We start from the raw sequence: 12,912 nt of genomic DNA, 5'->3' as shown, positions 1-12,912 counted from the left end.
CCGATGCTCCGCATGGACTCCCTCCTCCGCCTTGCGATGCACGCACCCCAACGCCGCGCGCTGATCCGACGCGAATTGTCAGACACGCCCTAGGCCCCCAGGACCCGCCGCAGGTAGTCGTTGCCGAAGACGCGCTGGGGGTCGACCTCGTCGCGCAGCGCGGTGAAGTCCCCGAAGTGCGGGTAGACGCCTGCCAGGTACTCGGCGTCGCGGGTGTGCAGCTTGCCCCAGTGCGGGCGGCCCTGATGGGCGGTCATCAGCTCTTCCACACCGGTGAAGTAGCCCTGGTCGCGGGTGCCCCGGTAGAGGTGGACGGCGATGTAGGCGCTGTCCCGGCCGGAGGCGGTGGAGAGCCAGAGGTCGTCGGCGGGGGCGAAGCGCACCTCGACCGGGAAGCTGACCTTCCAGTCGGAGCGCTCGACCAGGGCCTTCAGTTCGCGCAGCACCCCGGCGACGGCCGCGCGCGGGACGGCGTACTCCATCTCCAGGAAGCGGACCCTGCGCGGGCTGGTGAACACCTTGTACGCGGTGTCGGTGTAGCTGCGGTCGGACCAGGCGCGGCTGGCGAGCGAGGCGATCGAGGGCACTGCGCCGGGGAAGCGGCGGCCGACCCGGCAGGCGCCCTCCCAGACGGTGTTGGAGAGGAAGTCGTCCTCCAGCCACTCCTTGAACCGGGGCAGCGGGGCGGCCGGTCCCTGGCTGCGGTTGTTGCGCTTGGTGGAGCAGCGGTCGGTGTGCGGGAACCAGTAGAACTCGAAGTGCTCGTTGACGGCGGTGAGGTCGTCGAGGCGTTCCAGCACCTCGTCGAAGGCCATCGGCTGCTCGTGGGCGGTGAGCAGGAAGGCCGGTTCGACGCCGAAGGTGAGGGCGGTGATCACGCCGAGGGCGCCGAGGCCGAGCCGGGCGCCCTGGAAGAGCCGGGGGTTCTCGGTGGGGGAGCAGTGCCGGACGCTGCCGTCGGCGAGCACGATCTCCAGGGCGCGGATCTGGGCGGCGAGCGAGCCGGAGTCGCGGCCGGTGCCGTGGGTGCCGGTGCTGGTGGCGCCGGCGACGGTCTGGACCTCGATGTCGCCCATGTTGGTGAGGGAGAGGCCTTCGGCGGCGAGCAGGCGGTTGAGGCGGCTGAGCGGGAGGCCGGACTCGACGGTGACGGTGCCGGCCTCGCGGTCGAGTTCGCGGACGGCGGTGAGGGCGTGCGGCCGGATCAGCAGGCCGTCGCCGGGGGAGGCGATCGCGGTGAAGGAGTGGCCGGAGCCGACGGCCTTGACGCTGCGGCCCTGGTCGGCGGCGCGGGCGATCTCCCTGGCCAGTTCCGCCGCGGTGCCGGGGGTGGCGGTCCGGGCCGGCCGGGCGTTCTGGTTGCCGGCCCAGTTGGTCCACCGGGTGGGGGTCGCGGTGCTGGCCTGGGGCATTGCGCTGCCTCCTGCTCCGTGGCCGATCGGGTCGGCGCGGTCCGGTGCGGCCTGGTCCGACGGATCCCGGGAGACAGGCCCTACCCACGGGTAAGGGCCGCGGGTAGGGCGAGATTAGTCAGTTCACCGTTCGACGTCTACGGGTCGGCCGGGCGTTCCCCCGGCCAGGTCGGCGGGCTGCCCGGGGCCGAGTCCGGCGCGCAGTCGGCCGAGTCCGGCCAGCGCGGCGAGGGCCCCGAGCACGCCGGCGGTCAGCGGGACCCAGTAGCCGGCGGCGGCGCCGGAGGCGTCGATGACCCAGCCCGCGGCGGAGGAGCCGACCGCGACGCCGAGGGCCAGGCCGGTGGTGGTCCAGGTCATGCCCTCGGTGAGCTGGGCGGCCGGGACGAGCCGTTCGACCAGGGCCATCGCGGTGATCAGGGTGGGGGAGATGGCGATGCCGGCGACGAGCAGGGCGGCGCCGACCGCGACCAGTCCGCCGATGCCGTGCACGGTGTGGGCGACCAGCAGGATCGGCACCATGCTGAGCGCCATGAACAGCACGCCGAGGAAGAAGCGCTTCGCCATCGAGCCGGTGAGCTTGACCGCGCCGAACACCACCCCGGCCAGGCAGGAGCCGAGCGCCCACAGGGCGAGGATCACGCTGGAGACCGACTTGTGCCCCTGGGCCTCGGAGTAGGCGACGGTGACCACCTCGACCGAGCCGAAGATCGCGCCGGTGGCGACGAAGGTGAGGATCAGCACCTGGAGGCCACGGTTGCGGATCACCGAGCTGCCCTGGTGCCGGGCGGCCTCGTGGACCGGGGGCTCGGTGGAGCGCTGGCCGGCGAACAGCAGCACGCCGACGGTCAGGAAGATCCCGGCGAGCAGCACGCCGGCCTCCGGGAAGACGGAGGTGGCCAGTCCGATGGAGAGGATCGGGCCGACGATGAAGCAGACCTCGTCGACCACGGCCTCGAAGGAGTAGGCGGTGTGCAGCCGGGCGGGGTCCTCGCGGTAGAGGTGCGCCCAGCGGGCGCGGACCATGGCGCCGGTGCTCGGCATCACGCCCATGCCGGCGGCGAACACGAACAGCGTCCAGTCCGGGGCGTCCAGCCGGGCGCAGAGCAGCAGGCCGACGACGGAGCCGATGGTGAGGGCCATGGCCGGGACGATGATCCTCGCCTGGCCGTGCCGGTCCACCAGGCGGGAGACCTGGGGACCCAGGACCGCGGCGGAGACGGCCAGGGTCGCCGAGACCAGTCCGGCCACGCCGTACGAGCCGCGCAGTTGGGACAGCATGGTCACGATGCCGATGCCGGTCATCGAGATCGGCAATCGGGAGACGAAACCGGTGGAGGAGAAGGCCACGGTGCCGGGCGCGGCGAATATTCGGCGGTAGCTGGACAGCACGGGAGCTCCGGGCAGGGAGGGTAAGGAACAAGTCTGGTCTAGACAGCTTACGTACGTTGGCAAACGGTATTTTCCGGACGCCCGGGCGGCCCCGGCGCCGGTGTCCGACCCCTCAGTGGCAGGATCGGTGCCATGTCCGACGCGCGCAAACCCTCCTCCTCCGGCGCCGCCCCGTACGACGCCCTGCTGCTGCTGTCCTTCGGCGGGCCCGAGGCCCCCGAGGACGTCGTCCCGTTCCTGGAGAACGTCACCCGGGGCCGCGGCATCCCGAAGGAACGGCTCAAGGAGGTGGGCAAGCACTACTTCATGTTCGGCGGCGTCAGTCCGATCAACGAACAGAACCGGGAGCTGCTCGCCGCCCTGCGCAAGGACTTCGCCGAGCACGGGCTGGACCTCCCGGTGTACTGGGGCAACCGCAACTGGGCCCCGTACCTGGTGGACACCCTGCGGGAGATGGCCGGGGCCGGCCACCGGCGGATCGCCGTGCTCGCCACCAGCGCCTACGCCGGCTACTCGGGCTGCCGCCAGTACCGGGAGAACCTGGCCGACGCGCTGGCCGCCCTCGCCGAGGAGGGCGTCCCGGCGCTGACCGTCGACAAGCTGCGGCACTTCTACAACCACCCCGGCTTCGTCGAGCCGATGATCGAGGCCACCCTGGCGGCCCTGGCCGAGCTGCCCGAGGCCGTCCGGCCCGGCGCCCGGCTGGCCTTCACCACCCACTCCATCCCGGACGCGATGGCCGAGACCTCCGGTGCCCCGGACGACCCGGCCCGGGGCACCCCCGGCGGCGCCTACGTCGCCCAGCACCTGGACGTGGCCCGGCTGATCGCCGCGGCCGTCGCCGAGCGCACCGGCGTGGCCGACCGGCCGTGGCAGCTGGTGTTCCAGAGCCGCAGCGGCGCCCCGCACATTCCGTGGCTGGAACCGGACATCTGCGACCACCTGGAGGCCCAGCACGCCGACGGCGCGCCGGCCGTGGTGATGGTCCCGATCGGTTTCGTCTCCGACCACATGGAGGTCAAGTACGACCTCGACACCGAGGCCGTCGCCAAGGCCGCCGAACTGGGCCTGCCGGTCTCCCGCGCGGCCACCGTCGGCGCCGACCCGCGGTTCACCGCCGCGGTGCGCGAGCTCGTCCTGGAGCGGGCCGCCGTCGAGCGCGGCGAGGGCGTGACCCGCTGCGCCCTCGGCACCCTCGGCCCCGGCCACGACGTGTGCGCGGTGGCCTGCTGCCCCAACCCGCGCGCTCCGCGCCCGGCCGCCGCCGAGCGCTGACCCCCTTCCGGAGGAGAATCCCGTGCCCACCCCCGCCCAGCCCGACGGCCGGCCCCTCGACGACCTGCTGGACGTAGCCCTGGACGCGGCCCGCCGGGCCGGCGTCCTGCTGCGCGACGGCCGCCCCGCCGACCTCGGGGTGGCCGGCACCAAGAGCAGCCCGGTCGACGTGGTCACCGAGATGGACCTCGCCTCCGAGAAGCTCGTCCTGGAGCTGATCGCCGACCGCCGCCCCCAGGACGGCTACCTGGGCGAGGAGGGCGCCGAGCGGCCCGGCACCAGCGGGGTGCGCTGGGTGGTCGACCCGCTCGACGGCACGGTCAACTACCTGTACGGGCTGCCCTCCTGGGCGGTCAGCGTGGCCGCCGAGGTGGACGGCCGGGCCGTCGTCGGGGTGGTGTACGTCCCGGCCCGCGGCGAGCTGTTCCACGCCGTGCTGGGCCGCGGCGCCCACCTCGACGGCCGGCCGATCTCGACCCGCCCGGCCCCGCCCTGGGGCCAGGCGCTGATCGCCACCGGCTTCAACTACGTCCAGCCGGTGCGGGTGCGCCAGGCCGAGGTGCTGCTGGCCCTGATGCCCGAGGTGCGGGACGTCCGCCGGGCCGGGGCGGCCGCCGTCGACCTGTGCGACGTGGCCGCCGGGCGGCTGGACGGCTACTACGAGCGCGGGCTCGCCCCCTGGGACCGCGCGGCCGGCTGCCTGATCGCCACCGAGGCCGGTGCGCTGGTCGGCGGCCGCCCAGGGCACGGTCCGGACGGCGAGCTGACCGTGGCCGCCGCCCCGGGCGTGTACGAGCCCTTGCAGGAGCGGCTGGCCGCGCTGCGCGCCTGGGCGGACTGACCCGGGCCCGGAGCGCGGTACGCGGGACGCCGGGCCCTCCGGAACCGGAGGGCCCGGCGAGCCCGGCGAGCCCTGTGGACAGGCGCGCGGAGAGGCGGGTGGAAAAGACCGGCGGACATGCGAAGAGCCCTGGCACACGGGGGATGCCAGGGCTTGGGTTTCGCACGGCCCCCGCAGGGCCGCTGGTGCCGGAGTACCGGCGTGTCGGGTCAGGCGGCGGTGCGGTGGCGGTCCAGCACGGTGTCCACACCGTGCTCGGCGGCCAGACGACGGAGATCGTCCAGCTCGGACTGCTCCACCTCGGCGAGGAACTCGTCCCCGGCCTCGATCGCGCGGTGCAGGTCCTGCTCGGCATTGGCTATGCGCTGCAGGATTCCGGCCTTGAAGGCGTCCATACGGGCCCCCTTACTGTGTCGGACGTGCACGGTCGTGCGCTCTCCGCCCCGAGGAGGGTCCAGCCGGTGAATGCGCCCGGTCCGAGGAGTGGTGGATCTCCGGTCGGGCGCGGAGACGGCCCTTCGGCCGCTCCCGGTGAATTCCCAGCCCCAGGGCCGGCGCGGATGAACGCACGGCGGGTGGGTGCGATCGGCCAACAGCCAGATCGCGGGTGTGCAGCTGTCCTCCCCGCCCGGGGGGCCGGGAAACCTCCCGGCGGAAGAAAGTTGCCCGTGTCACAGTCCAAGCGGAGCGCTCCCGGCACGAACGGTCACCGCTGCGGGGCCCGGGCCTCCTGCCCGAGGGGCAGCTTATCGCTGCTTTACCGCAGGACCAGGCAGGATGGAGGCACCGTCGGAGCCGTGCGTCCGCTTTCCGGGGCCGGCCTGGAGAAGGGACAACGACCGTGCGGGTTCTCGTCGTCGAGGACGAGCAGCTGCTCGCCGAGGCTGTCGCGACCGGCCTGCGCCGCGAGGCGATGGCCGTCGACGTGGTGTACGACGGGGAGGCCGCGCTCCAGCGCATCGCGGTCAACGACTACGACGTGGTGGTCCTGGACCGCGACCTCCCACTGGTCCACGGCGACGACGTCTGCCGCAAGGTGGTCGAGCAGGGACTGGCCACCCGGGTGATCATGCTGACCGCCTCCGGCGACATCAGCGACCGGGTCGAGGGCCTGGAGATCGGCGCCGACGACTACCTTCCGAAGCCGTTCGCCTTCAGCGAACTCGTCGCCCGGGTAAGGGCGCTGGGCCGCCGCGCGACCATCCCGCTGCCCCCGGTGCTGGAGCGGGCCGGGATCTCGCTCGACCCCGGCAGGCGCGAGGTGATCCGGGAGGGGCGCACCGTCCAGCTCGCTCCCAAGGAGTTCGCCGTCCTGGAGGTGCTGATGCGGGCCGGCGGTGCCGTCGTCTCCGCCGAGCAGCTCCTGGAGAAGGCCTGGGACGAGCACACCGACCCGTTCACCAACGTCGTGCGGGTCACCGTGATGACGCTGCGCCGCAAGCTCGGCGACCCGCCGGTGATCGTCACCGTGCCCGGTTCCGGCTACCGGATCTGACCGGAACCCGCCCCCCGGAGTCCGTCCCCCCGTAGTCCGCCTGCCGGACTCCGCCCCGGGATCCGCCCCCGAGGATCCCCCGCCGTACCCAGCGCCCGCCCCGGCGGACGCCCGAGAGGACCATCATGACCACCCCGCCGCCCCCGGCCGGCGGGCCCTCCGGCGCGCCCGCCGGCGGCCCGCGCGCCGTACCGCCCAGGCCCGTGCACCCGCCCCGCCAGTCCCGCCCGCACCCGCCCGAGACCTACGTCCCCGGTGACGGCCTGCTCGCCTGGCTGCCCTTCCGCCCGACCATCCGGATGCGGCTCACCCTGCTCTACGGCGGGGTGTTCCTGATGGCCGGCGTGGTCCTGCTGCTGGTGATGTACTTCTTCGTCCAGCAGGCGCTCCAGCAGGTCGGCCAGCCGCACCTGGTGCTCAACGGCATCCCCGTGCGGACGGCGGACGGCCAGGTCATCACCACCCAGTCCGCACTCGACCAGTGGCTGAACGACCAGCGGTCCTTCCAGGCCAACCAGGCGCTCAACACCCTGCTGCGCAAGCTGCTCACCGTGCTGGTCTGCCTCGCCGTGATCGCCTTCGCGGCCGGCTACGCGATGGCCGGCCGGGTGCTGCGCCCGCTCGGCCGGATCACCCGCACCGCCCGTGACGTCGCCTCCTCCGACCTGCACCGCCGGATCGAGCTGGACGGCCCGGACGACGAGCTCAAGGAGCTCGCCGACACCTTCGACGACATGCTGGACCGGCTGGACCGCTCCTTCGACTCCCAGCGCCGCTTCGTCGCCAACGCCTCGCACGAGCTGCGCACCCCGCTGGCGATCAACCGCACCCTGCTGGAGGTCCAGCTCTCCGACCCGGCCGCCTCGCCCGACCTCCAGCAGCTCGGCAAGACCCTGCTGGCCACCAACGAGCGCAGCGAGCAGCTGGTCGAGGGCCTGCTGCTGCTCGCCCGCAGCGAGAACGAACTGACCGACCGGCGCGCCGTGGAGCTGTCCGAGGTGGCCACCCGGGCGCTGGAGCAGACCCGGGGCGAGGCCGACAAGCGGGAGGTCGAGCTGCGCTCCAAGCTCGACCCGGCGGTGGTCGCGGGCAACGGCGTGCTGCTGGAGCGGCTGGCGCTCAACCTGCTGCAGAACGCCGTCCGCTACAACACCCCGGGCGGCTGGGTCGAGCTGGCCACGGCCACCGTGCCGGGCGGTGGCGAGCTGGTGGTCTCCAACACCGGCCCGGTGGTGCCCGGGTACGAGCTGGAGCACATCTTCGAGCCGTTCCGCCGGATCAAGGGCGCCGACCGCACCCGCAGCGACAAGGGGGTCGGTCTGGGCCTGTCCATCGTCCGGTCGGTGGTGCGCGCCCACGGCGGCACCATCGAGGCCACCCCGCGCGCCGGGGGCGGCCTCACCATGCGGGTGCGGATTCCGTCCCCGTAGCCGCCCTGCGGCGCCGTTCTGCGCCCCGGGGCGGGCCCGACACGCCCCAACAGCCCCGGACGCTGCCGCGTTCCGTGGGCGACCGTTTCCAGCCGCCCCCGCCAGGCCCGTCAAGACGACATAAGGCCTGGCGGGGGCGGCTTGTCTTTTCCGCCCCAAGCAACTTACGGTGTCGTAACCTACGCAACCGTAAGTGCGCCCGGCCGGTTCGCCCGCCGACGGCTCCGACACGACGCGTGCCCGCCCAACGCGCCCGTCCAGCGCGTGAATCCGTCCCCAGGAGCAAGACCGTGACCATCGTCCCTCTGCAGAGCAGCCCCTCGCTCGGATCGAGCGGCTGGACCGACGCGCGGCTGATCCTGGCCCTCGAAGAGGTCGTCGAGAAGGAGCTCAACCGCCACCTGACCGTGGCCAAGGAGTGGATGCCGCACGAGTTCGTCCCGTGGAGCCAGGGCCGCGACTTCGACGGCGTGCTGGGCGGCGAGGCCTGGTCGCTGGACCAGTCCCAGGTGACCCCGCTCGGCCGGGTCTCGCTGGTGGTGAACCTGCTCACCGAGGACAACCTCCCCAGCTACCACCACGAGATCGCGACCATGTTCGGCCGCGAGGGCGCCTGGGGCACCTGGGTGCACCGCTGGACCGCCGAGGAGGGCCGGCACGGGATAGCCATCCGTGACTTCCTGCTCGCCACCCGGGCCGTCGACCCGGTGGAGCTGGAGCGGGCCCGGATGTCCCACATGTCCGAGGGCTTCGAGTCCGACAACGCCCACAGCATGCTGCACTCGGTCGCGTACGTGGCCTTCCAGGAGCTCGCGACCCGCATCTCGCACCGCAACACCGGCAAGTACGCGGGCGACCCGCTGTGCGACCAGCTGCTGGCGAAGATCGCCAACGACGAGAACCTGCACATGGTCTTCTACCGGAACCTGCTGAAGGCCGCCCTGGAGCTCGCCCCGGACCAGGCCATGCGCGCCATCGCCGACGTGGTGATCAACTTCCGGATGCCCGGCCACGGGATCCCCGGCTTCGAGCGCGCCGCCGCCCAGATCGCCATCGGCGGGGTGTACAACCTGCGCATCCACCACGACGACGTGCTCCAGCCGGTGCTGCGGCACCTTCGGGTGATGGAGATCGACGGCCTCGGCCCCGAGGGCGTGCTGGCGCAGAACGAGCTGGGCGTCTTCCTGGACGGGCTGGACGCTCAGGCGCGCAAGTTCGAGGAGCGCCAGGCCGCGCTGCTGGCCCGCCGGGAGGCCCGCCGCAACGCCGGCTAGGAGGCCCGCGGGGGCGCTCCCGCCGAGCCGTCGCGCCCCCTGGGGGAGGGGGCGGAGTGGGTGGATTTTCCGTGGTTTGCCCCGGAAGATTCTGAACGTGACCAAGCTCACACCGTGTCGCTCCACGGCGCCGGCCGACCCCGGAGAGTGATCACCCCAACGGGGGCGCCGATCGCGGTCCGTGATCGGAATTCGGTCTGCTGTCGGTCCGTCGGATTGGTCGGCATCCCTGGTGGGCAAGGGATTCGACGGACACCTGTACGGGCTTCGCTCACTGTGAGTCGCCGGTTCGAAGGGCGCGCGGGGGCTCTACGATGGCCCTGCGTGAGGCCTTCCAGGCCCCGGAGGATCACCCCAACGGAGCCCTGGCTGAGTGTCGATTGAGTAACGGGGCTTGAAGTAAGGCAAAATCTCCGCCTCGGGTCGGGCACAAGACCGACCCCCCATGCGTTACGTGCGCTGGAGATACCGCACACACCGCACAACCCGGAGGGGGAGAGCGAAAAATGGCAACCGACTACGACACCCCACGCAAGACCGACGACGAGCTCAACGAAGACAGCATCGAGGAGCTCAAGGCTCGGCGGAACGACAAGGGCGGCGGCTCCGTCGACGTCGACGAGTTCGACGCCGCCGAGGGCATGGAGCTGCCCGGTGCCGACCTCTCGAACGAGGAGCTCGCCGTCCGTGTCCTGCCCAAGCAGGCCGATGAGTTCACCTGCATGAGCTGCTTCCTGGTCCACCACCGCAGCCAGCTGTACAGCGAGAAGAACGGCAACCCGATCTGCCGGGACTGCGGCGCCTGAGCACCGCAGCGGACAGCGCCAGGTGCCCGTGGCTCCCGCGGCACCGGCACACCGCCCCTTCCGGCCCCGGGCAGCGGGGCCGGACGGCAGGTCCGCGGTCCGTCCTGGCGGACGGACCCGGGAGGACGGAGTCGGCCGGCCAGGAGCCGGCCAGGACAAAGTCGTAGGGACGGTCCCGCAGCAGCGGAACCGTCCCTCTCGGTTTTTCGGGGCCCGTTCGCGGGGCCCACGGGCGCGTCGGTCAGGTGCGGGCGCCGCGCCGGGCCTCCTCCAGCGCCTCGGCCAGCTTCATCGGCGAGCGCGTCGACAGGTACAGGTACGGCGTCGGGTCGGCCGGATCGCTCACCTCGACCCGCAGCGCCGTCGGGACGTAGCTGCGCAGCAGCATGAAGGCGCGGGGATCGGCCTTCGGACCGCGCCAGGCCGCCGCCTCGGCGGGGCTCAGCGCGTGGGCTGCACCCAGCGCGTCCACCGGGATCCGGGCCGGTCCGGCCACCAGCGAGCCCTGCACCACGCGGATCCGCGCCGAGCCGTAACTGCTGATCGCCACCGCGCCGATGGCGATGCCGGCCACCAGGCCGACCAGGGCGGCCGGTCCGCTGACCCGGATCAGGATCAGTGCCAGGGTCAGACCGACTGCGACCGGGAGCAGCCACCAGGAGCGAGGCACCGTGAGGCGTTCGTCGTACATGCCCCCATTGTGGTCGCCCTGACGCCCGGGGCGGGACGCCACCCCCACCGGAGGCCTTGCTACCCCTGGGTAGGCTGGGGAGCCGTGACCGGTACGACCACCCCCACCACCCCCACCGACCGGCCGGCGCCCGCGTTGCCGCCGACCCCGACCACCCCGCCCCCGGACGCCGTGATCCCGGAGCGCCACCCCCAGGCGCCCGCCCCCGGCACCCACCTCGGCTCCCACTACGAGCACTGCTTCGGCTGCGGCCCCCAGCACCCCGGCGGCCTGCGGATCGACGCGGTGGCCGGCGAGGGCCTGGACGTCACCGCCGAGTTCATCGTCCGGGACGTGCACCAGGGCGGCCCCGGGCTGGCCCACGGCGGCGTGCTGACCACGGCGATGGACGAGACCCTCGGAACGCTGAACTGGCTGCTGCACGCGCCCGCGGTGACCGGCCGGCTGGAGACCGACTTCCTCAGCCCGGTGCCCGTCGACTCGGTGCTGCACCTGCGCGCCTGGATCACCGGGGTGCGCGGCCGCAAGATCTACAGCGCCGCCGAGGGGCGGATCGGCGGCCCGGACGGACCGGTCGCCGTGCGTGCGCAGGCGCTCTTCATCCAGGTGAAGCTGGAACACTTCACCACGCACGGTCGTCCCGAGGACATCGAGAAGGTCCTCGACGACCCGGATCTGATGAAGCGCGCACGAGCCTTTGAGGTGAACCCTTGAGCGAGACCCCCCGTCCGCAGCTGGACGTCCTGATCAGGCGCATCGACGCCGAGCTGCCGCTGCCGGAGTACGCGCAGCCCGGGGACGCCGGTGCCGACCTGCGGACCACCGTCGACGCCGAGCTGGCCCCCGGTGAGCGGGCGGTGCTCCCCACCGGCATCGCCGTCGCCCTGCCGGACGGCTACGCGGCCTTCGTCCACCCGCGCTCAGGGCTGGCAGCTCGTTGCGGAGTTGCCCTCGTGAACGCCCCGGGGACGGTCGATGCCGGGTACCGTGGAGAGATCAAGGTGATCGTCGTCAATCTGGACCCGCGCGAGGGGGTCAGCTTCCGCCGAGGGGACCGGATCGCCCAGCTGGTCATCCAGCAGGTCGAGAAGGCCCGCTTCCACGAGGTGGCCGAGCTGCCGGGGTCGGCACGCGCCGAGGGCGGGTTCGGGTCGACCGGTGGCCACGCCGCGGTCTAGCATTCCCGCGGCCTCGCAGGAAGCCGAGCAGGTATTCGCATCGGTCTTGGACCGGGAAGGACAGTGACCGTGTTCCGTCGTCGCCAGAAGAGCGAGGACGCTGTCGAGCAGCTCGCCGACGACGCCATCAGCGCCGACGAGACGGCCGATGACGTCGAAGGTTCCGCCGAGAGCGAGAACGTGACCGAGCTGGACCCGGCCGACAAGGTCGGCCTGCCGCCGGCCCCGCGGCCGGACGGCCCGTGGGACCACTCCGAGCTGGAGGCGCCGGAGGAGGGACGAGTCGACCTCGGGGGTCTGCTGGTCCCCGGCGTCGAGGGTATGGAACTCCGCGTCGAGGTCGCCGGTGACGCGATCGTCGCGGCCACCCTGGTACTCGGCAACAGCGCCATCCAGCTCCAGGCCTTCGCGGCCCCGAAGTCGGAGGGCATCTGGGGGGAGGTCCGTGAGGAGATCGCCAACGGCATCACCTCGCAGGGCGGCCTGATCGAGGAGGAGGAGGGCCCGCTCGGCTGGCACCTCCGTGCCCAGGTCCCGGTGCAGCTGCCGGACGGTACCCAGGGCGTGCAGCTGGTGCGCTTCGTCGGCTGCGACGGGCCGCGCTGGTTCCTGCGCGGTGTGATCTCGGGCCAGGCCGCCGTGCAGCCCGAGATGGCCGGGATCCTGGAGCAGGTCTTCCGGCAGACCGTCGTCGTCCGCGGCGAGACCCCGATGGCTCCGCGCGACCCGATCGTGCTGAAGCTCCCCGAGGACGCCCAGATGGTCGCCGACGGTGGTGGGGCGGCCGCCGCCGCCGCGGCCGAGGGCGAGGGCCGTTACGGCTCGCTCGACCCGTTCGCGCGCGGCCCGGAGATCACCGAGGTCCGCTGACCGCCTCGCCGGTGGTCCACCGCTGACCGGTTGTCACTGCTGATCGCCTCCGCCCGGCCCCCGGGCGGAGGCGATTTGCATGTGGCGGGTCGGTCCCCGTACAGTTCCGGAGTCGCCGCGGGAGACCGGGGCGACAAAGCGGAAAGCGAATCCGATGAATGAAACTCCGGAAAACGGGGCGGAAAACATCTGATAAGCTGGAAACACGAAAGAACGAAGCGCCCGGAGGGCCCGCTGGAAGGCGGTCC

Annotated in this window: 13 protein-coding genes; 9 read left to right on the top strand and 4 right to left on the bottom strand. The window is 72.7% G+C overall.

The genetic code is table 11. From position 1 onward, the window contains the following. Positions 1-89 precede the first annotated feature (89 nt). Both ACIQWA_RS40705 and ACIQWA_RS40700 read right to left on the bottom strand, forming a co-directional pair. On the bottom strand, positions 90-1,412 hold the full coding sequence (locus ACIQWA_RS40705) for a D-arabinono-1,4-lactone oxidase (RefSeq protein ID WP_402492184.1): 1,323 nt from the start codon (positions 1,410-1,412) through the stop codon (positions 90-92). A gap of 123 nt (positions 1,413-1,535) precedes the next feature. Then, complete coding sequence (locus tag ACIQWA_RS40700; protein WP_402492181.1) at positions 1,536-2,804, bottom strand: MFS transporter; 1,269 nt, start codon at positions 2,802-2,804, stop codon at positions 1,536-1,538. Positions 2,805-2,936: 132 nt separating this feature from the next. Here ACIQWA_RS40700 and ACIQWA_RS40695 point away from each other — a divergent pair, with 132 nt between their 5' ends. Continuing rightward, on the top strand, positions 2,937-4,079 hold the full coding sequence (locus tag ACIQWA_RS40695; RefSeq protein WP_360237618.1) for a ferrochelatase: 1,143 nt from the start codon (positions 2,937-2,939) through the stop codon (positions 4,077-4,079). A 22-nt stretch (positions 4,080-4,101) separates the two neighbouring features. After that, entirely contained in the window at positions 4,102-4,920 is an 819-nt protein-coding gene (locus ACIQWA_RS40690; protein ID WP_402492178.1) for an inositol monophosphatase family protein, read from the top strand. A 209-nt stretch (positions 4,921-5,129) separates the two neighbouring features. Here the strand turns inward: ACIQWA_RS40690 and ACIQWA_RS40685 are convergent, their stop codons facing one another. Further along, positions 5,130-5,315 carry a hypothetical protein gene (locus ACIQWA_RS40685; protein ID WP_030285471.1) on the bottom strand — a complete coding sequence of 62 codons (186 nt, stop codon included), beginning with the start codon at positions 5,313-5,315 and terminating at the stop codon, positions 5,130-5,132. A gap of 446 nt (positions 5,316-5,761) precedes the next feature. Between ACIQWA_RS40685 and ACIQWA_RS40680 the strand changes: the two genes are divergently transcribed. The 4 genes from ACIQWA_RS40680 to ACIQWA_RS40665 all read left to right on the top strand — a co-directional run bounded on the left by ACIQWA_RS40680 (position 5,762) and on the right by ACIQWA_RS40665 (position 9,925). Beyond that, positions 5,762-6,415 (top strand): response regulator transcription factor, encoded by a 654-nt coding sequence (locus ACIQWA_RS40680; RefSeq protein ID WP_030285473.1) that lies wholly within the window; start codon positions 5,762-5,764, stop codon positions 6,413-6,415. A gap of 125 nt (positions 6,416-6,540) precedes the next feature. Further along, positions 6,541-7,845, top strand: coding sequence for a HAMP domain-containing sensor histidine kinase (locus ACIQWA_RS40675; RefSeq protein WP_360237622.1), 1,305 nt, complete (start codon positions 6,541-6,543; stop codon positions 7,843-7,845). Positions 7,846-8,141: 296 nt separating this feature from the next. Further along, on the top strand, positions 8,142-9,119 hold the full coding sequence (locus ACIQWA_RS40670; RefSeq protein WP_402492190.1) for an acyl-ACP desaturase: 978 nt from the start codon (positions 8,142-8,144) through the stop codon (positions 9,117-9,119). 506 nt (positions 9,120-9,625) lie between these two features. Beyond that, positions 9,626-9,925 (top strand): DUF4193 domain-containing protein, encoded by a 300-nt coding sequence (locus tag ACIQWA_RS40665; RefSeq protein WP_030057692.1) that lies wholly within the window; start codon positions 9,626-9,628, stop codon positions 9,923-9,925. Positions 9,926-10,166: 241 nt separating this feature from the next. On the opposite strand, the gene ACIQWA_RS40660 is transcribed toward ACIQWA_RS40665, so the two are convergent. Then, positions 10,167-10,616 (bottom strand): DUF3093 domain-containing protein, encoded by a 450-nt coding sequence (locus ACIQWA_RS40660; RefSeq protein WP_402492174.1) that lies wholly within the window; start codon positions 10,614-10,616, stop codon positions 10,167-10,169. 135 nt (positions 10,617-10,751) lie between these two features. Between ACIQWA_RS40660 and ACIQWA_RS40655 the strand changes: the two genes are divergently transcribed. From ACIQWA_RS40655 to ACIQWA_RS40645, 3 genes are all read left to right on the top strand, one after another. Beyond that, positions 10,752-11,330 (top strand): PaaI family thioesterase, encoded by a 579-nt coding sequence (locus tag ACIQWA_RS40655; RefSeq protein ID WP_402492188.1) that lies wholly within the window; start codon positions 10,752-10,754, stop codon positions 11,328-11,330. Then, positions 11,327-11,794 carry a dUTP diphosphatase gene (dut, locus tag ACIQWA_RS40650; RefSeq protein ID WP_360237628.1) on the top strand — a complete coding sequence of 156 codons (468 nt, stop codon included), beginning with the start codon at positions 11,327-11,329 and terminating at the stop codon, positions 11,792-11,794. The genes ACIQWA_RS40655 and dut overlap by 4 nt, the downstream gene beginning before the upstream one ends. A 69-nt stretch (positions 11,795-11,863) precedes the next feature. Continuing rightward, positions 11,864-12,664 (top strand): DUF3710 domain-containing protein, encoded by an 801-nt coding sequence (locus tag ACIQWA_RS40645; protein ID WP_402492171.1) that lies wholly within the window; start codon positions 11,864-11,866, stop codon positions 12,662-12,664. Positions 12,665-12,912: the final 248 nt, after the last annotated feature.

This window comes from Kitasatospora sp. NPDC098652, from assembly GCF_044760155.1.
Lineage (GTDB): Bacteria > Actinomycetota > Actinomycetes > Streptomycetales > Streptomycetaceae > Kitasatospora.
This window is presented reverse-complemented; position numbering and strand designations above follow the sequence as displayed.

Excerpts from the sequence above, each read along its gene's own strand:
- ACIQWA_RS40705 (WP_402492184.1), bottom strand. The coding sequence starts at position 1,412 with ATGCCCCAGGCCAGCACCGCGACCCCCACCCGGTGGACCAACTGGGCC.
- ACIQWA_RS40695 (WP_360237618.1), top strand. The coding sequence starts at position 2,937 with ATGTCCGACGCGCGCAAACCCTCCTCCTCCGGCGCCGCCCCGTACGAC.
- ACIQWA_RS40685 (WP_030285471.1), bottom strand. The coding sequence starts at position 5,315 with ATGGACGCCTTCAAGGCCGGAATCCTGCAGCGCATAGCCAATGCCGAG.
- ACIQWA_RS40675 (WP_360237622.1), top strand. The coding sequence starts at position 6,541 with ATGACCACCCCGCCGCCCCCGGCCGGCGGGCCCTCCGGCGCGCCCGCC.
- ACIQWA_RS40665 (WP_030057692.1), top strand. The coding sequence starts at position 9,626 with ATGGCAACCGACTACGACACCCCACGCAAGACCGACGACGAGCTCAAC.
- ACIQWA_RS40660 (WP_402492174.1), bottom strand. The coding sequence starts at position 10,616 with ATGTACGACGAACGCCTCACGGTGCCTCGCTCCTGGTGGCTGCTCCCG.